Origin of the sequence: Xanthomonas fragariae (assembly GCF_017603965.1) — a bacterium.
GTDB classification, from domain to species: domain Bacteria; phylum Pseudomonadota; class Gammaproteobacteria; order Xanthomonadales; family Xanthomonadaceae; genus Xanthomonas; species Xanthomonas fragariae_A.
This window is the reverse complement of sequence record NZ_CP071955.1, coordinates 106,298-125,828: the sequence shown is the minus strand read 5'-3', so window position 1 is coordinate 125,828 and position 19,531 is coordinate 106,298. Positions and strand designations below refer to the sequence as shown.

9 protein-coding genes, 1 other RNA gene and 2 pseudogenes are annotated in these 19,531 nt (G+C 60.7%); 3 read left to right on the top strand and 9 right to left on the bottom strand.

What is annotated here, in order from left to right; all coding sequences use genetic code 11:
• Nucleotides 1-16: 16 nt before the first annotated feature.
• The 3 genes from xopP (J5I97_RS00585) to J5I97_RS00575 form a co-directional block, all read right to left on the bottom strand.
• Nucleotides 17-2,194, bottom strand: coding sequence for a type III secretion system effector XopP (gene xopP / locus J5I97_RS00585; protein ID WP_238135597.1), 2,178 nt, complete (start codon nt 2,192-2,194; stop codon nt 17-19).
• Between the two features lie 52 nt (nt 2,195-2,246).
• Nucleotides 2,247-4,352 carry a type III secretion system effector XopP gene (gene xopP / locus J5I97_RS00580; RefSeq protein WP_238135596.1) on the bottom strand — a complete coding sequence of 702 codons (2,106 nt, stop codon included), beginning with the start codon at nt 4,350-4,352 and terminating at the stop codon, nt 2,247-2,249.
• An 804-nt stretch (nt 4,353-5,156) separates the two neighbouring features.
• Nucleotides 5,157-5,231, bottom strand: a non-coding RNA gene (locus tag J5I97_RS00575) — sX9 sRNA.
• 370 nt (nt 5,232-5,601) lie between these two features.
• Between J5I97_RS00575 and xopB the strand changes: the two genes are divergently transcribed.
• Together xopB and J5I97_RS00565 are read left to right on the top strand one after the other, a co-directional pair.
• Nucleotides 5,602-7,455 carry a XopB/HopD1 family type III secretion system effector gene (xopB, locus tag J5I97_RS00570; RefSeq protein WP_279631220.1) on the top strand — a complete coding sequence of 618 codons (1,854 nt, stop codon included), beginning with the start codon at nt 5,602-5,604 and terminating at the stop codon, nt 7,453-7,455.
• 283 nt (nt 7,456-7,738) lie between these two features.
• Nucleotides 7,739-8,019: pseudogene (locus J5I97_RS00565) on the top strand (IS4 family transposase); the annotation flags it as partial.
• A gap of 183 nt (nt 8,020-8,202) precedes the next feature.
• On the opposite strand, the gene J5I97_RS00560 reads toward J5I97_RS00565, so the two are convergent.
• From J5I97_RS00560 to J5I97_RS00550, 3 genes and pseudogenes are all read right to left on the bottom strand, one after another.
• Nucleotides 8,203-9,279 carry a glycoside hydrolase family 5 protein gene (locus tag J5I97_RS00560; RefSeq protein ID WP_208588355.1) on the bottom strand — a complete coding sequence of 359 codons (1,077 nt, stop codon included), beginning with the start codon at nt 9,277-9,279 and terminating at the stop codon, nt 8,203-8,205.
• 245 nt (nt 9,280-9,524) lie between these two features.
• Nucleotides 9,525-9,858, bottom strand: a pseudogene (locus J5I97_RS00555) (IS5/IS1182 family transposase); the annotation flags it as partial.
• 174 nt (nt 9,859-10,032) lie between these two features.
• The gene (locus J5I97_RS00550; protein WP_208588353.1) at nt 10,033-11,106 is read right to left on the bottom strand and encodes a glycoside hydrolase family 5 protein; all 1,074 of its coding nucleotides are present in this window, start codon (nt 11,104-11,106) and stop codon (nt 10,033-10,035) included.
• Nucleotides 11,107-11,415: 309 nt separating this feature from the next.
• Between J5I97_RS00550 and J5I97_RS00545 the strand changes: the two genes are divergently transcribed.
• A complete protein-coding gene (locus J5I97_RS00545; RefSeq protein ID WP_208588352.1) occupies nt 11,416-12,474 on the top strand; it encodes an NAD(P)-dependent alcohol dehydrogenase in 1,059 nt (352 codons plus the stop codon).
• 141 nt (nt 12,475-12,615) lie between these two features.
• Here J5I97_RS00545 and J5I97_RS00540 read toward each other — a convergent pair whose 3' ends face one another.
• From J5I97_RS00540 to J5I97_RS00530, 3 genes are all read right to left on the bottom strand, one after another.
• A complete protein-coding gene (locus J5I97_RS00540; protein WP_208588351.1) occupies nt 12,616-14,097 on the bottom strand; it encodes an FAD-dependent oxidoreductase in 1,482 nt (493 codons plus the stop codon).
• 128 nt (nt 14,098-14,225) lie between these two features.
• Nucleotides 14,226-18,698, bottom strand: coding sequence for a glutamate synthase large subunit (gene gltB, locus J5I97_RS00535; RefSeq protein WP_208588350.1), 4,473 nt, complete (start codon nt 18,696-18,698; stop codon nt 14,226-14,228).
• Between the two features lie 202 nt (nt 18,699-18,900).
• Nucleotides 18,901-19,281 (bottom strand): I78 family peptidase inhibitor, encoded by a 381-nt coding sequence (locus J5I97_RS00530; RefSeq protein WP_208588349.1) that lies wholly within the window; start codon nt 19,279-19,281, stop codon nt 18,901-18,903.
• Nucleotides 19,282-19,531 lie beyond the last annotated feature (250 nt).

Here is a 19,531-nt window from a genome sequence, read left to right as displayed (position 1 = left end):
TTTCAGGCAGTCGCCGCTACTGGTTTGGGAACTTCTCGGGTGAGGATTCACCACCACCGCGCAGGTGAAACAAACTAGCGAGCAACGCAGAATCGATCGTGGATCGGTGTACCTTGGCATCGGTATGACCGAGCGCTCGCATGAGTGTCTCCCAGCGCTTTCCCAGATTCTTCTCCTTCGCGGTCTTGAGGTGCACGGCGGTGAACGCCTTGTAGCCGAGCGAAGGCAGCGCATCGGCTGTCACCGGCTTGGCAGTGTGCAAGTGCACGAACCACGGCGCAGGGCGCTGGCCGTTGGATAAGGGCGCGTGCTCGATACGCATCTCGAACAAGGTGCCGCGATCTGCGCTGTCGTCCTCGGACCGCAACCGGGTCGGCGAGGTCACGCGGGCGACTTGATTCATCGCCAGCAAGCGCGACAGGTGCGGCGCGCGCGGCTGCTGGTCGCTCTTCAGCGCATCCGCCTCGCGGGTCTGCACACGCTGCTCGATCATGCCCAGCAGTTCCAGCCGCTCGGTGAGTTGAGCAATCCGCTCATCGCCCGGCGACAGTTTCGCTTTCGCTTGTAGCAACTGGTCCTTTGCGAACCATCCCTGGATCGAGGACCGCACAAACGTGAAGGCAATCACCGCATCCTGCTTGGAGCCATGCATCATCTTGTCAACGCTACTGGTGTCTTTCCCCAGCCTGTTTGCGATCGGGATCACCTCTGCATCCAGTTCGGTCACCATGGCGCGTTCCAGCGGAACCGCTTCCAACAGAATGTCCGCCTGTTTTTGCGCAAGCGTACGTGTATCGCTCGGGACTGCAGGGGCCGCAGGTACGAGGCTGGACTCTGCGGCCGCTCGATTGCCAGGCTTGCGATGCTTGCGCGTCGATTTCGTCCGCGCCCTCGACACCGGCGGCTCCTCGATCGTTGCCGGTGGCGGTGTGACGAGCTCACGCTTTCCGGGACCGACAGAATGGATCAGGTCGAGCACACACTGTCGATACTCGGTCGATGCCTGCGCCAGATCGAGCATCGATTGCCAGATGTGATCGTCGCCGTCCCCCTTGATGAGAGCGGCGACGTCCAGGCATAACCCCAGACCGACCCGCCCAAATTGTTCTGCATAGTCCTCAAGAACGTCCTTATGCTGTGCCACTATCTGCGGGGTCAGCGCAGCGCCGGCTTCCGATGGGCGTATCGACGCGATCACAACTTCGGCCAGAGCCGTAAAAGCCTCTGCCACAGTATCGCTGCGGTAGTTCTTGGCTTCGTACAGTTCGTGCAATCGAGCCGTGACGTCTTGTGAGCCGCTGGCTTGGACATGACTCTCCAGCCGCAGGCGATGGATATCGACGAGCATACCTCGCGTCGTATGCATCGTTTCATGGCAGAATCCTAGAGTGGCTCTGATCAACTCCATCATGGAGGGGATATTTTGGATTGTTTTTCCGTGCGCTTCCGGCTTCTTCATGCGTCTGAGCGACTCATCCATTGCTGACCGGTACTGCTCGAGTTCGCTCAGATACCCGTACCATTCGTTGGGATCCTGACGTTCCAAATCAGCGTGGTGCAACGGCGTCCGCACAACGACGGGGCCGAGCATCGGCTCGGTAGGCTCGGCGATGCCAAGCTGATGCGTCCACTTGTCTCGTATCAGCTCCTCACATGCTGAGTAACCATTCGCAGCGGACGCTCCGAGAATCGTCCACAACGCAGCTTCGTTCTCCACTAAGGCGTCAGAGGTCAGCGGATTCTGCAACTTCAAATCACCGATGGCATGCAACCCCTTGCGAGCAGAACTCATGGCGCTATGCGAGAGCTCGACCCTCTTCTCACTGGACAACAGTGGTTCACCCCCCTGTTGACTGCGCAGCGCCTCATCTCTAGAGGCCACCGCTCTCCAGACTTCGACCCTGCGCAGCGCTGTTTTCAGAATGTCTGCCGGCACCGTCGACTGCGGTTGCTTGTCAGACGCGGGCGATGAAGCCGTGCGTGATGGCCCAGGCAATACAGCAGACGAACCGGCAATTCGCGGCTTTACAGGTTTGGTGGGCCTGGCAGACAGCCCGTCCAGTGGCGAGGACTGCCTGGCCGAACCCTCGACAGAAGGGCTTGTTGCCGCTGCCGGATCTGCAGGCGCGGCGGCAGGGTTCACCGACTCTGCCAACTCTGTAGAACGCTGCTTGCTCGTTTCAACGCGATGCATGATGGTTTTTCCTTCTCTGGGCGCTCACAGCACTGCTTTCAGGCAGTCGCCGCTACTGGTTTGGAAACTTCTCGGGTGAGGATTCACCACCACCGCGCAGGTGAAACAAACTGGCGAGCAACGCAGAATCGATCGTGGATCGGTGTACCTTCGCATCGGTATGACCGAGCGCTCGCATGAGTGTCTCCCAGCGCTTTCCCAGATTCTTCTCCTTCGCGGTCTTGAGATGGACGGCGGTAAACGCCTTGTAGCCGAGCGAAGGCAGCGCATTGGCTGTCACCGGCTTGGCAGTGTGCAAGTGCACGAACCACGGCGCAGGGCGCTGGCCGTTGGACAACGGCGCGTGCTCGATACGCATCTCGAACAAGGTGCCGCGATCTGCGCTGTCGTCCTCGGACCGCAACCGGGTCGGCGAGGTCACGCGGGCGACTTGATTCATCGCCAGCAAGCGCGACAAATGCGGCGCGCGCGGCTGCGGGTCGCTCTTCAGCGCATCTGCCTCGCGGATCTGCACACGCTGCTCGATCATGCCCAGCAGTTCCAGCCGCTCGCTGAGTTGAGCAATCCGCTCATCGCCCGGCGACAGTTTCGCTTTCGCTTGTAGCAACTGGTCCTTTGCGAACCACTCCTGCACCGAGGACCGCACAAACGTGAAGGCAATCACCGCATCCTGCTCGGAGCCATGCATCATCTTGTCAACGCTACTGGTGTCTTTCCCCAGCTTGTTCGCGATCGGAATCACGTCCGCATCCAGTTCGGTCACCATGGCGCGTTCCAGCGGAACCTTTTTCAACAGAATGTCCGCCTGCTGCTGCGCAAGCGTACGTGTATCGTTCGGGACTGCAGGGGCCGCAGGGACGAGGCTGGACTCTGCGGCCGCTCGATTGCCAGGCTTGCGATGCTTGCGCGTCGATTTCGTCCGCGCCCTCGACACCGGCGGCTCCTCGATCGTTGCCGGTGGCGGTGTGACGAGCTCACGCTTTCCGTGACCGACGGAATGGATCAGGTCGAGCACACACTGTCGATACTCGGTCAATACCTGCGCCAGATGGAGCATCGATTGCCAGATGTGATCGTCGCCGTCCCCCTTGATGAGAGCGGCGACGTCCAGGCATAACCCCAGACCGACGCGCCCAAATCGTTCTGCATAGTCCTCAAGGACGTCCTTATGCTGTGCCACTATCTGCGGGGTCAGCGCAGCGCTGGCTTCCGATGGGCATATCGTCTCGCTCAAGACGCAGGACAGAATCCTAAAAGCCTCTGCCACAGTATCGCTGCGGTAGTTCCTGGCCTCTTCCAGTTCGTGCAATCGAGCCATGACCTCCTGCAAGCCGCCGGCCTTGACCTGATGCTCCAGCCTCAGGCGATAGATATGGAGAAGCAGACATCGGATCGACCGCATCGTTTCATGGCAACATCCGTGACTAAACGTGATCAGCGTCATTGTGCGGTGAATAATTTCGAGTGCGTTTCCTGGTGCAGCCGGCTTCTTCATGCGTCTGAGCGACTCATCCATTGCTGACCGGTACTGTTCGAGTTCGCTCAGATACCCGTACCATTCGTCGGGATCCTGACGCTCTACATCAGTGCGGTATATCGGCAACCGCTCTTGTATCAGTTCATTGCGTGCTGTGTAACCAGTCGCAGCTGACGTTCCAAGAATCGTAAACAACGTAGCTTCATACTCCACTGCGTCCTTTGACCTCAGCCGGTTCCGTAACTTCAAATCAACGACGGCCTGCAACCCTTCACGGGCAAAGTTCATGGCGTTCTGCGAGAGCTCGACCCTCTGCTCCATGGACAACAGTGGTGCAGCCCCCTGTTGACTGCGCCGCTCGCCATCGCTAGTGATCACCTTGTTCCAGACTTTGGTCTTTTTCAGCGCTATTTTCAGAATGTCTACCGGGTCTATCAACTGCGTTTGCGTGGCAGGCTCGCGCGATGAAGCCGTGCGTGATGGCCCAGGCAATGCAGCAGACGAACCGGCAACGGGCGGCTTTACAGGTTTGGTGGGCCTGGCAGACAGCCCCTCCAGTGGCGAGGACTGCCTGGCCGAACCCTCGACAGAAGGGCTTGTTGCCGCTGCCGGCACGGCGGCAAGGTTCACCGACTCTGCCAATTCTGTAGAACGCTGCTTGCTCGTTTCAACGCGATGCATGGTGGTTTTTCCTTCTCTGGCGTTCACAGCACTGCTCTCAGGCAGTCCTGGTGTGGGCTGCTGACTTACACATCCAAACCCCGCTGCGCCATGTCCAAAGGCAAAGAGCCTGAGACTGGCCCGATGCTGGCAACATCAAGCGCCACCTTGCAATGCGGCCTGCCTCAGCAGGCCCGCCATTTGGCTTCATCGTGTTGCCTGATTTAAGGCGGGATTTTTTGTAGTAGGAGCTCCGCACGAATTTCAAGGCATCGCACACCGCATCCTGGCCGTCGGATTGCGCACTTCGCTCCGAGAATGATCGGGACACAGGCCGGCTGCGGTTCAAGTTGCTCAATCAACGTAAGCGGCCGTCGGCCAGACTGACATTGCTCGCGCGTTCCAGTCTATTGCCGGTCTGCGGCGAAGACATTGGAGAGCTTTCGGTGTATGAAAATCTTCCCGAGTGCCATGCCAACGGTGTACTGAGCAGCACGCACCCATGGCATATCACCTCAATGATTGAATATGGCTGGTATGGTGGCGACAGACGCCCGTCACACAAAAGAAAAAAGCGAAGTGATCTACATATGTACGAATCGTAGTTTCTTGCGCTAGGGGAGGGTCCGAACAACTCACGACGTGGCGAGCAAACTTAGAATTTTGATCGAACGCGACGATCGTCCATGCTGAAAATCAAACACTTACGCATCGCGGCGATTGCGTCAGTTGTTGATCGCAAGCGCATAGACAGATCAATCTATGAATGATGCACCGACAGTTGCTAGCTGCCAAGGGCCAATGCCGTCTTTGACGGCTAAGAGCGGCTGACAAAACGTAGCGAGCAGTCGTCGGTGGGTGCGGACGGTGCGCAGGAACCGCAGTGTAGGCGTGGTACATGCCGATTCCGAGCACCGGTCGCGCCCGCCTGGCGGTGAGCGCAGTCGTTTTGTTAGCCGCTCTAAATAAACCGCAAAAGGTTGAATGAATGACCCCACTCAAGGCAACTGCACGTCTTATCTAGGCGACGCTGATTGAAACTGCGAGACGTTGGTTGGTTGCTCGGAACTTCTTTGGGTTGTCGCCGAGCGCGATACATTTCATTTAATGAATTTACATTTTTCACATTAAAAATCATTGATTAATTAAGACTTCCATTCGCTTCGAGAAGAAATTTTGCGGGTGATATGACATCTTTATTTCCTGCACTATATAAAATTCTAACGTGTCATCCAGACAAACTAATTCATTTCTAAATAAGTGAGAGCACATGAAACCGAATCTTGTTAGATCTGCATCTCTGCCGTCACTTACGCAAGCGCAGTCTCACACCTCTAATTTGGACAACGGCGCTTCGCGTTCGGACCACGACATCCAGCCCGGCCATGGCAGTCAACATCAGGTCGATGACGGCAGGTTGCCGACCGGCAGACCTCCGCGTCGGCGAAGCGCCAGCAGGGACCGAGTAATCCCGGTTAATACTGAGCGCACATCCGAGTTCACTGATCGCGGCGATCTGGAAACTTCATTACTTACGTCTTTGGCGAAGTTCTGCCCACCCTCGCAGCTTCCACCTGTGCATGTAGGATCGGTCCACAGGAAGGATGGACGTGTTATCTCCGATCATCCAGTCGTGCAGGCGATGCTATCTTTCGTGCAGGCTGATCAGGCATTGCCACCACAGGCCGCAAGCATTAAAGGGGTCAAGCTGGAAATACGGCCGCGTCGGGATCCGGAAAAAGCACTTGAGGAATTCAAAGCCGCCTTCACGGTGGAGAAGGCGCAACTGATGCCCGATGCCGACTCGTCGGAGCGGGTAAGTGAGGAGATCAACGCAGACATTCATATCCCCTTACTGCTCAAGGCTATCGAGCGGGGGGCAGCTGCATTTGGATCAGGCGCGATGATCGAGGCGCCGGATGGCAGCCAAATCAGCGCGAAAGCGTTTCTTGCCTCGTGTGCTCCCACGATTACGTCCAATGACGATGTCCTGGCAGAGTTCGTCAACCAGAAACTCGAAAAGGACGACGATCTAAAGGTCCGCCTGGGCGCAGAAGAGTTGTTGCACGCAGCCACCAAGAAACACTTCCAGCTAGGCGGACTAGCCGGCAGCATTGGCGTCAGCAGCATACTCGGCTCGGCATGGGAGCTTGGCGCTGCGGAAGTGCTGAAGAATGCCGTCTTCGGCAAGGGTTTCTCACCCAGTAAAAATGCTTTGCAATTGGCCGGAATCGATTCAGTCCCTCCTTTGCTGATTGAGACCATGGACACCATGTGTGTGCTGGCAATCGTCAAGGGCATGAAGGGTGAGGATTGGTCGATGCGCGACCTGCTCCCCAAAGCGATGAAGGCAGGCGCTATCTCCTCGGTGGTTTCATTCCCCAATAACCTCTTGCAATACACTGGTTTCAAATCCAGAGTCGGTGATTTTGCGGCCAACACGGCGACAACCGAAGCGGCCATTTTCGGCGCCGCCTCCGGTATTCCACCCGAGCTGAAGGAAAGTGAAGAGGTAATGCGTGCTGGCTTGTTCCAGAGCATGAAGGACGGCGTGATCGCGCATCCCGGGGAGGGGATGGGCGCGAAGGAGGCGATTGAGCAGATGACTCGCCATGCGCTGGATGTTGCCCCAGGTGAAAGCACCGCTGTCAAATCCATGGGTCTGGCATCCATTGTCGGGATGATTCCGCTGATTGCCAGCAAAAAGGCCACTGGATTGCTGTCGGAAAAGATACTGCGTATTTTCCGAAGCACCGTCTTCAATCCGATCGAAGCCATCGCCCTGAACGCGTTGGCGCTTGGCGGGCGCGTCCAAGTTCCTGGGCTATTTGACTCCGACAACGCCAAGCACGCGCGCGTGGTGCAAACCATTCTTGCGCGTGCTAGCCAGAACATGGAAAGCGGAACACGTGAGATTACCGCCGAAGAATTGCATCGGACGTTGGCTCCCAGGAGCGAGTTGTTGCGTCATGTAGGGTCAGCAATTGTCAGAGGCATGAATGCCAGTTTCGAGGCCCTTCCAGCGCTGGCCCGGATGCTCGGATATGGCGAGGCTCCATTGGCCGAACGTATCCCGTATCAGGACGTGGCTACGCCCGATACGCCCCATCAGCCGGCGCCCTGAGCGGTAGTCGAGGCAGTTGACGGAGGTATGGCGCTGGCAACGACAGCGCCCACATACCGCAACGTTTGCAAACACCAACGCCTCGATTCTGTCGGGGCGCTGGTGCGATTTCGAGGTCGGCGTTGAAGTACGGGCTTGGCCAAGTCGGTTGACTGCCGTCAACCAGTTCGCCTGGTCAGCTATCCGAGTACGCTTTTACGGCTCGGCTCGGCTCGGCGGGCTGCCCTATCCGATACTCCTGGATGTTACGCAATGCGTTGGTGGCATCAAAGATGGCTGGTCCTCACATGCATCATCGAGTCTGATGGTAGCAGCCCGTGAGCGCGAGCCATGGTTGATGGTTGTATCCCGTAGCTACAGGCAGCCAGCGCAAGGCAGTTGGTAAATCTGTGTGCACAACGGATGCAGATCGACCTGGCATTTCGTGATCTGAAATCCCATCGCGACGGCCAGGCGATGGAAGACGGTTTGACCCGCCGCGGCAAGCGGCTGCAGATTCTGCTGCTGATCAATCCACTGGCCGCATTCGCCAGCTGGCTGGGCTTGGATGCGAACTTTTCGGCCTGACACGCAGCAGAAAAAAGCGTCAAAGTGCGGTGCGGTGCGTTTCGTTGGTTGCGCCGAAACTATTGCTGCGCTGTCGAGTTTGCGTCGTATGGACAAGCTCGCCGCCAGCAGCATGACGTCATCTCCAGGACGCCACGCCGTTATTGAAAAGCCGGGAACTACGGGTTGTCATGGGTTACGTTAGTTGCCGTCTGGCGTGTGGTTTAACTCGGTAATACGTCGTGCGTGGGGGCTTAATATCGACATCTGAGGCTTGTCGCGACCTTGCGCGTCGGGGTGCACGTTGAATGGATATGTCCAACTCCACCACACGCCGGCCGCCCAATAGGCCCAGCCTATCCAGAAATCGCTGTTGGACTCGATGTACTTCAACATACTGTTGAGTGCGGCATTGCATTTGGCGTTGTTGCCAGTGCCGAATTCGCCAAGAAAACCACGTTTTTTATTTAGGCGCAGCCAGTTGGTGAAGCTACTCAGACGTTCGGCACCGATTGTGGCACTGACGCAACCGGCGCTGGTGCCGCTGGAATCCCTATCCATATACTGATGCACTTCGATCGCGTAGCGATTGAGTGGATCGTAAATCGAGGCAAGCGCCACCGCGTTGGATTGCCCAGCATTAGTGGAATACCAGCTATGCGCGCCCGTCCATCGCGCGCCGGGAACCAGAATCAAATTGTTGGCGCCCGTTTTACGAATCGTGTCGATCGATGCCTGTGCCGCCGCTGCCCACAATTGTGGATTGATGTTGTACGGCTCATTCATCATTCCGAAGATCACTGTGTTGTCGCTCTTGAATGTGATCGCCAGACGTCGCCACAGATTGGTGAAGGTACTGATGGGCACCTTCTTGCTGCCGATCGTGTTGCCGTAATACTTGGCGTAATTGTGCACATCCAAAATCAGATACATCTTCGCGGCCTTGGCATTGGCGACCGCCTTCCGGATCAATGCCAACTGCGCCGGATCCAGTTCGCCGCCAGCCTTGGGTTGCACACGCTCCCACAGGATCGGCAGTCGAATGGTGTTCATGTGTTTGCTGGCGAAATACGTGTAATCGCTGGCTGCCGGATATATGTAATCGATGTTGACCATGGCGTTTTTTTTCGACGATTTGTTTTCTGCGCCCGAGAGATTGACGCCTGCATACTTCAGGACGTTAGCGCTTTGTGCGTGTGCGAACGGTACGATGGCAAGCAGCAGCAAAAACAGCGCGCGGCTACGTAGCTGGCGCGTCCGGGGGGTGATGGACAACATGGCCTACTCCTAACGACTACTGGGTGCGAAAGATGTTTGTGAAGAAGATGCGTTGGCCTTGGCGTTAGCTCGCCGTGTAAATGACAACGACACATTTTTCACAAGAGTAGGCGTATTAACCCGCACAAACTACGGATGGGAGGTATCAAAACACTCAAGCTGTGCGGTGACTCGCAGTTATGTTTCAGCGGGTACTCGCGCGGAAGAAGTAAGAGCCGCTAATAAAACCAAGGCAGCACCCGTCACTAAATGACCGAGCAAGTAAGCGAGAGCAACGCCAGGTGGAGACCGATACGGCGTTCAAAGCGGATGCGCAACTTGTCCATCCCTGCAGACCAGGCGTGGGTGCGCTCGACGCTCCAGCGATAACAGCCCAACCGGTTGTTGCGCACGGTTCCTTTGCGGCCGATCCGCGCACTGAATGCCGCGCTGCCTGAGGCAGTGGCGGCAGCGGTCGATTGCGTAGGTGTTGTCGGCGTGCAGGTTGTCTGGCCAGCGTCGCCGGCGCCCTGCCTTGTCGCCTATCGTCAGCAAGGCAGCGACCAATTCCTCCAACACAACAAAGGCGTGGCGATGGGCGAACACTTCACTTGCGCAATCGGCGGTCCGATACGCTTCCACGCGATAGCGCGTACGCCTCACAGTCGGCCGACGAGGTTGGCTCAACAACCGACAGCCCCGTAACCGGCGCTGCTCCAAACGAAACGGCGGCCACAACCGTTGTTGCGACCGCCGCACTTATACATACCTGAATTACTTGCCGGCGCGGCGCGCGTATTTGCTCAGGATCGACATCTGCGGCTTGTCGCTGCCGTCCTTGCCCGGCTGCACAGTGAAAGGATAGTCCGGCTTCCACCATGCGCCGGCAGCCCACCAGGTCCAGCCAAGCCACACATCGCTGTTCTTTTCCATGTAGGTCAGCATGCCTTCCAGTGCCTGATTGCAGACAGGATTGTTGGCGGTGCCGAACTCGCCCAGGAATCCCTTCTGCTTGTTTTCACGCAACCATGCAGTGAAGCCACGCAACTTCTCTTCGCCCACGGTTGCGCTCGTGCAGACCGGTTTGGTGCCGCTGTAGTCGCTATCCAGATATTGATGCGCTTCAAAAGCCAGCTTGTTACCGGGGTCCTTGACGATCTCCAGCGCCTTGGCGTTGGAGACGCCGTAATTGGTGCTGCGCCAGCTATGCGCACCGGTGTAGGCGGTACCTGGCACCAGGATCAGATTCTTTGCGCCGGTCTTGCGGATCGCGTTGATCGCGCCCTGCGCGACGCTGGCCCAATCGGGCGCGGAAATGCCGTTGGGTTCGTTCATCAAGCCGAAGATCACTGCCTTGTCGTCCTTGAATTCCAGCGCCAGCCGACGCCACAGATCGGCCACCGCCGCAGCGGGGATCCCGGTGGTACCGATGCGCTGGCCGTTGTATTTGGCGTAGTTGTGCAGATCCAGGATCAGGTATTGCTTGTTGGCCTTGGCGGCTCGGAGCGATTTTTTGATCAGCCCCAGCTGGGCCGGATCCAGATTGTCGTTGAGCTTGGGCTGGACGCGTTCCCATAGGAACGGTAGGCGGATCGTATTTATGCCCTTGGCGGCGAAATAGCTGAAATCCGACGCCGCCGGGTAGGTGTAGTCCTTATACAAGATGCCGGGTTTCTTGCGCGAGTTGAATTCGGCGCCGGACAGACTGACGCCGACATATTTCAGCCCAGCGGACTCTTTCTTCGCGCCAGCAGGCTCCTTGGCATGCGCCAATGGCAGTGTAGCGAGCAGGGTCAGCGCGAGTGCGGCACCGCGCAGACGCTGGAATTTTGGGGGAGAGCGGAACATGGAAGCCTCCTTCGGCATCGACGTGGGCGGCCGCGGGGGGAGGACACGGCCAGCGGCGATGGTGCAGGGCGATCAGGTGCTTGGTCCGCCTAGAAGCTCAGGCGTTAGCGTGCCATTCACGCATAGCACGGCTTTGATCGAACGCCAACACGCATACGGCGCATCATGGTGCTCCGGTAGCGTTCGCGAAAGGGCAGACAAGACGGACTGTCGCAGGAGCGCGACACGCTCTGTTTTAAGCTACCGATTCCTTACTTTTCTGTCGTTTGCAACTTGTCGCCGACGACGCAACGCCCCGGAGCCTTTCCCATGAGCAAAGCCTACGCTTACGCTGCCCAAATCGCCGACCAACCGCTTGCGCCGTTCGTGTTCGAACGGCGCAAGCCCGGCCCAAACGACGTGCAGATCGACATCGCCTATTGCGGCGTGTGTCACTCGGATCTGCATACCGCACGCAACGAATGGCACAACACGCTTTACCCGTCGGTGCCTGGCCACGAGATCGTCGGCCGCGTGACGGCCGTCGGTGATGAGGTGACAGGCTTCAAGGTCGGCGACCTGGCCGGCGTCGGTTGCATGGTCGACAGCTGTCGCAGCTGTGCCTCCTGCGAGGAAGGCGAAGAACAATATTGCGAGCAGGGCTTCACCGGCACCTACAACGGGCCGATGTTCGGTGGTGGCGAGAACACCTACGGCGGTTATTCCGACCATATCGTGGTCGATCAGAAATACGTGCTGCATATCTCGCATACCGACAACCTGGCCGCCGTCGCACCATTGCTATGCGCCGGCATCACTACCTATTCGCCGCTGGCGCACTGGAAGGTCGGTCCCGGCCAGAAAGTGGGCGTGGTCGGCCTGGGCGGCCTGGGCCACATGGCGGTGAAGATCGCCAAGGCAATGGGCGCTACCGTGGTGCTATTCACCACCTCTGAGGGCAAGCGCGCAGATGCCCTGCGCCTGGGCGCCAGCGAAGTGGTGGTGTCCAAGGACCAAGCGCAAATGGCCGCGCAGGCCAACAGGCTGGACTTCATCCTCAACACCGTGGCCGCGCCGCACAACCTGGACCCGTTTCTCAACGCGCTCAAGCATGACGGGGCGATGGTGCTGGTCGGTGTGCCCGAGCACGCGCATCCCTCGCCGAGCGTGTTCAACCTGATCATGAAGCGCCGCACGCTGGCCGGTTCGTTGATCGGCGGTATCCGCCAGACCCAGGAAATGCTGGATTTCTGTGCCAAGCACAACATCGTCTCGGACATCGAAACAATTCGCGCCGACCAGATCAACGAGGCTTACGAGCGCATGCTCAAGAGCGACGTGAAGTACCGTTTCGTGATCGACATGGCCACACTGGACAAGGCGGCCTGATCGCCCGGGCGATCGCCTGCATAACCCGCGCAGCCCCGCAATGGGGCTGCGCGGGTTTCGATGCGACTGTGGCGAAACTGTGGCGAACGTATGCGCAATGGCGCGCTCAACACCGCGCCATTGCGCATACAGATGCAGCGCTTATGCCGAAGCCGGTTCTTTTACCTGCGCCTTGACGCCCAGCAACTGCACGATGCTGCCAGCGGCATCGCGGCCTTCGGCTACCGCAGTCACCACCAGGTCGGCACCGCGCACACAGTCGCCGCCGGCGAACAGCCGCGGGTTGCTGGTCTGGTAGGGCAGACGGCCGTTGCCGTCGGTTGGCGCGACAATGCGGCCATTGCTGCTGGCGTCAACGCCTTGCGCCGCCAACCAGTCGGGCAGGGTCGGCGAGAAGCCGAACGCGATGATGACCACATCCGCTCCCAGCAAAGATTCGCTGCCTTCCACCGGCACGGCGTTACGGCGCCCGCTGGCGTCGGGTTCGCCAAGCCTGGTTTCCACCACGCTCACGCCGACCGCTTCGTCGTCGGCGCCGGATTCGATCGATAGCGGCTGACGGTTGAACAAAAAGCGCACGCCTTCTTCGCGTGCGTTGGCCACTTCGCGCGCCGAGCCCGGCATGCTGGCTTCGTCGCGCCGATATGCGCAGGTGACCTTGGCCGCGCCCAAACGGATCGCGCTGCGCACGCAGTCCATGCCGGTGTCGCCACCGCCCAGCACCACCACGCGCTTGCCGTTGAGATCGGGCAGGGCGAGCTGGTCTTCCCAGCCGGCGATCGGCCGGCCATGCGGGTCGTTGCCGCTGACGATGCGGCTGTTCTGCACCAGGAACGGCAGCGCCGGCAGCACGTTCTTCAGGTCCTGCCCAGGCAGGCCACCGTCGGTGTAGCGGTACGCGCCGGTGCCCAGGAACACCGCGTCGAACTCGCCCAGCAACTGCTCGATGCTGACGTCTTTGCCGATCTCTACGCCCAGGCGGAACTGCACGCCCATGCCTTCGAGAATTTCGCGGCGCTTGCCGATCACCGACTTGTCCAGCTTGAAGCTGGGAATGCCGAACTGCAGCAGGCCGCCGATCTGCTCGTAACGGTCATAGACCACCGCTTCGATCCCGGCGCGCACCAAGCGGTCGGCGCACGCCAGGCCGGCCGGGCCGGCGCCGATCACCGCCACCCGCCAGCCGGTCGGCTGCACGTTGCCCAGATCCGGGCGCCAGCCCATCTTGAAGGCGGTATCGACGATGTATTTTTCCACCGCGCCGATGGTGACCGCGCCGAATTCCTCCAGTGTGCAGCTGCCTTCGCACAAGCGGTCCTGCGGACACACCCGCCCGCACACTTCCGGCAGCGGATTGGTGGAATGGCACAGCGCGGCGGCTTCTTCGATGCGGTTTTCCTGCACCAACTGCAGCCACTGCGGAATCGCGTTGTGCACCGGGCACTTCCAGCTGCAATACGGGTTGCCGCAGTCCAGGCAACGGCCGGACTGGTATTGCGCGTCGGCCTTGTCGAACTTGCCGTACAACTCGCCCCAGTCACCGGACGTGCGCAGCTCCAGCGGAATACGCGCGGGCATGGTCCGGGGCAGGTCGAGGAATTGGAAGGCTTGCTTGCGGCTCATAAAAGAAATCCGTGGCTGATTCTATTCTCCGACCGGGAGAAAGGTGCCCCGAAGGGGCGGATGAGGATACCGAGCGCGTCGACGCCCTGACCCCCAACTCCTCTCCCGCTAGCGGGAGAAGAGAGCACTCAGGCGGCGCGCCGCAGCGACTCTGTCAGCGACTCAATGCTGGCGGCCTTGGGTTTGACCAGCCAGAACTTGCCGATGTAGTCGCGGAACTCGTCTAGGACCTGTTGCGCCCAGATGCTCCCGGTCAGCTCGCGGTGGCGGGTGATCAGGGTGTGCAGGTGCTGGCGATGGTTCTCGAAGCCTTCGGAAGAGACGCGGTGGATGTCGATCAGCTCGTGGTTATAGCGGTCCACGAAGTCGCGTTCGATATCCAGCACGTAGGCTAGGCCGCCGGTGAAGCCGGCGCCGAAGTTCAGGCCCACCTTGCCCAGCACCAGCACCACGCCATCGGTCATGTATTCGCAGCAGTGATCGCCTGCGCCTTCCACCACCGCCAGGGCGCCGGAGTTGCGCACTGCAAAGCGCTCGCCCGCGCGCCCGGCCGCGAACAGCTCGCCGCCAGTAGCGCCGTACAGGCAGGTGTTGCCGACGATCGGCGTGCTGCGCGCCTCGAAGCGCGCGCCGCGTGGCGGACGCACCACCAACCGCCCGCCAGCCATGCCCTTGCCGACGTAGTCGTTGGCTTCGCCTTCCAGCTCCAGCTGCAGGCCACCGGCGTTGAATGCGCCAAAGCTCTGCCCGGCGGTGCCGCGGAAGCGCAGGTTCAACGGCGCATCGCTCATGCCGTGGTTGCCGTGCACGCGCGCGATGGCGCCGGACAGTCGCGCGCCGATCGAGCGGTCGGTGTTGTGGATCAGGAAGCGATGGTCGCCGCCGGTCTTGTTGGTGATCGCAGCGGCGAGCAGGCCATCCATCTGCGTGGCCAGGCTGTCCGGAGAGTCGTACAGACGCTGGGCCGCGCAATGGCTGCCGTCGTAAGGCGCATATGTGAGCAGTCGGGACAGATCGACCTTGACCCCGGCACGCGGCGAGACCTCCAGCTGTTCCAGCAGGTCGGTGCGGCCGACGATGTCGTCCAGCGAGCGCACGCCCAGATACGACAGCCACTGACGCACTTCTTCAGCCAGCAGGCGGAAGAAATGCTCCACCCGTTCCGGCAGGCCGGTGAAGTAGCCCGCGCGCAGGCGTTCGTCCTGGGTGGCCACGCCGGTGGCGCAGTTGTTGAGGTGACAGATGCGCAGGTACTTGCAGCCCAGCACGATCATCGGCGCGGTGCCGAAGCCGAAGCTGTCGGCGCCCAGCAACGCAGCCTTGACCACGTCAAGGCCAGTCTTCAGGCCGCCATCGGTCTGCAGGATGGTGCGGTCGCGCAGATCATTGGCCACCAGTGCCTGGTGCGATTCGGCCACGCCCAGTTCCCACGGCACGCCGGCATAGCGGATCGAGCTGACCGGGCTGGCCCCGGTGCCGCCGTCGTGGCCGGACACCGTGATCAGGTCTGCACCGGCCTTGACCACACCGGCGGCGATCGTGCCGACGCCGGCATGCGCGACCAGCTTTACCGACACCAGCGCGGTTGGATTGACCTGCTTGAGGTCGTAGATCAGCTGGGCCAGATCCTCGATCGAATAGACGTCGTGATGCGGGGGCGGCGAGATCAGGCCGATGCCGGGCTTGGCGTAACGCAGCCGCGCGATCAGTTCGTTGACCTTGTGGCCGGGCAGCTGACCGCCCTCGCCGGGCTTGGCGCCCTGGGCGACCTTGATCTGCAGCACTTCTGCATTGACCAGGTATTCCGGGGTCACACCGAAGCGGCCCGAGGCCACCTGCTTGATCTTGGAGCGCTTCTCGGTGCCATAGCGGGCCGGGTCTTCGCCACCTTCGCCGGAATTGCTGCGCCCGCCCAGGCGATTCATCGCGATGGCCAGTGCTTCGTGCGCCTCGGGCGACAACGCGCCCAGGCTGATCGCGGCGGTATCGAAGCGACGCAGCAGATCTTCGGCCAGGGCGACCTCAGCCAGCGGGGTCGGCGTATCGGCACGCTTGAGCTGCACCAAGTCGCGCAGCGTGGAGGCCGGGCGCGAGTGCACCGCGTCCACGTACTTCTGCCAATCGCCGGCATCGCCGGTGCGGGTAGCGCGTTGCAGCGTCATGACCACGTCGGGGTTGTACATGTGGTACTCGCCGCCGTGCACGTACTTGAGCAGGCCACCCACTTCCGGCTTGAGCTGGTCGTTCCAGGCGCGTGCGGTGAGCTCGCGCGCCTCGGTGTCCAGCCGCGACAAGCCTACGCCGCCGATGCGGGCAGGGGTATCGGCAAAGCACAGCTCCACCGCGTCCGGGTCCAGCCCGACGATCTCGAACAACTGCGCGCCGCGATAGCTGGCGATGGTGCAGATGCCCATCTTCGAAATGATCTTCGACAGGCCCTTATAGATGCCCTTGCGGTAACGGCGACCGATCTGCGACTGCTCGCCGCCCTTGCTCAGCTGCAGGATGCCACGCCGACCCAGATCGAACAGCGTCTGGTAGGCCAGATACGGGTACACCGCAGTGGCGCCGAAGCCGAGCAGGCAGGCCATGTGATGCGGGTCGCGCGCGGTGCCGGTTTCGATGATCAGGTTGACGTCGCAGCGCAGCCCCAGCTTGCACAGGTGGTGATGCACCGCGCCGGTGGCCAGTAGCGCATGCGCCATCGGCCGATCCGGCACCGGGTAGCGATCGGACAGCAGCAACATCACCGCTCCGGCGCGCGCGGCCGCTTCCACTTCGTGGCAGATGCGTTCCAGGCCGGCCTTGAGGCCTTCTTCCACACTGTAGGACAGGTCGATCAGGCGATTGCGCTCGACGTATTGTTCCATTTTCAACAGCTGACGCAGCTTACGCTGGCTCAGCACAGGCGAGTTGAGGATGACGTGGTTCACCGTCTCGGCGCCGGCGTGAAAGATGTTGGTCTCCTTGCCGAGCTGGGTGGTGAGCGACATCGCAATGCCTTCTCGCAGCGGGTCGATCGGCGGGTTGGTGACCTGCGCGAATGCCTGGCGGAAATAGTCGTACAGCGGCCGGGTCTGGCGGCTAAGCACCGCCATCGGTGTGTCGTCGCCCATCGAGCCGGTGGCTTCCTGCTCGGTTTCGGCCAGCGGGCGCAGCACCTGTTCCACTTCCTCGGTGCTGAGCTGGAACAGCTTGTGGTAGCTGCGCAGGGTCTGTTCGCTGAAGGGTTCTTCCACCAGCGAGGGGTCGATCAACTCGGTCTGCAGATAGGTCACGCCCTGCTGCAGCCATTGCTTGTAGGGAGCGCGCGCACGATTGATGCGGTCGATGGCATCGGAATCGAGCAGGTCGCCGCGCTTGAGATCGATCGCCATCATCTCGCCGGGGCCAAGCTTGCCCTTGCGGGTGATGCGCTCGACCGGCAATTCCCACACGCCCGCTTCTGAAGCGACCAGGAAATGGCGGTCCGAGGTCAGCATCCAGCGCGCAGGGCGCAGGCCGTTGCGATCGAGCATGCAGGCGGCATAGCGGCTGTCGCAGGCGACGATGCCGGCCGGGCCATCCCACGGCTCGGTGTTGAGGCCGTAGAACTCGTAGAACGCGGCCAGGTCGGCGTCCTTGAATTCCAGCGACTGGGTCGCCGGCGGCACCAGGATGCGCAGCGCCTGCAGCAGGTCCATGCCCCCGGCGATCAGCAGCTCGAGCATGTTGTCCAGGCTCTGCGAATCGGAGCCGTGCATGGAGATCACCGGGTCGAACTCGGCAATATCGAAGCGCGGGGTCTGCCACACCTTACTGCGCGCCTGCGCCCAACGGCGGTTGCCTTCGATGGTGTTGATCTCGCCGTTGTGCGCCAGCAACCGAAAAGGATGCGCCAACGGCCAACGCGGCAGCGTGTTGGTGGAAAAACGCTGGTGAAAGACAATCGCGCTGGAGGACAGATCGCTGCGCTGCAGATCCGGATAGAACGTGCTCAGCTTGTCCGGCAGCACCATGCCCTTGTAGCTGATGCCATTGGGCGACAAGGTGGTGACATAGAAGTTGTCCACCCCGAGCAGCGCCTGCTCAGCGCGGCGGCGCGCCAGAAACAGCGCCAGGGTGAAGCCGTCTTCGGTCTGCTGCGCGCCGGCGTCGACGAATACCTGTTCGATGCGCGGCAAGGTATCGCGTGCCAACTGGCCGCACACGCTGTGATCGGTGGGGACCACGCGCCAGCCGCAGAACTGCACGCCGGCAGTGTGCAACTGCGTTTCCAGTTCGGCCCGACATCGCGCCGCATCGCCCTCGTCCAGCGGCAAAAACACCACGCCAGCGGCGTAGCGCGTACCCAGGGTAATGCCGGCATCGCGCGCCAGCCCATGCAAAAATGCATCGGGTTTGCGAATCAGCAGACCGCAACCATCGCCGGTGAGCCCGTCTGCGGCAACGCCGCCACGATGGGTCATGCGCGAGAGCGCCGCAATCGCGGTGTCCACCAGCGAACGGGAAGGTTGGTCGTCCAACTGGGCGACCATGCCAAACCCACAGGCGTCGCGCTCATCGCGCGCGCTGTTGTAGAGACCGTCGTTGTCGAGCCCTTGGCGAGTGCGGGGGGCCATGTCTGCCTCTTTGGGATCCAGGAGAGCGGCGACGACGTTGCAGCGCTCGATCCCTGGAGCGTTTCGAGGAGGTCACCGGATGATCGACTAGACCACAGTTGATGCGGTGCCGCAATACCCCATTACAGCTGCAACGCAGGCTAGTGCGATCCCTTGTGCCAGCTGGCTTGGCGCCGGCCCAACGACAGGCACCAATGCCTGTTCAGCCGCAGCGTAGCGAGGCAATGACGTTCTTGGCATCAACCTCCAGATTGAGCCGTTCGCCGTTGAACTCCATGCTCACCATCTGACCGGGTTTGAGTACGCGCACCGACTTGGCGCCAGCATCGCTGCGCGCCTGTTCGCTGACCGCATCGGTCAACGCCTGACCGACCAGCGACTGCACCTGAGTGGCATCGCAGCTGCCGATCGGTGGGGGCTCTGGCGCAGCGGCCGGTGCCGGTGCGGAAGCTTGCTCGGCCGCTTGTTGCGCCTTGGCGGAGACGGCTTCCTGCTCGTCCAATTGCGGCTTGCCGCAGGCAGTCAATGCAGCCAGCACGACCAAAGTGCAGGCCAGGCGGGTGGTAGGCAGGACAGACCTCATCGATGACTCCAATAACAGGGTAATGCTCAAGCATAAACGCGCATGACCTGCATTGCCTGCCCACGCGCAGTTGTCGTTACGTTGACGCCGCCTGTGTCTTGCCGCGCTCGACAATCGAGGCCAGTTCGTTGTACCTGGGCATACCCAAACGGGTAGCCGGATCGCATCGCCCGGCTACGCCAATGGTGCTGTCGACCACGAACCGACCCGGCGACTGCACCGCTTTGACCGCGGCGGATGTGACCTTGTC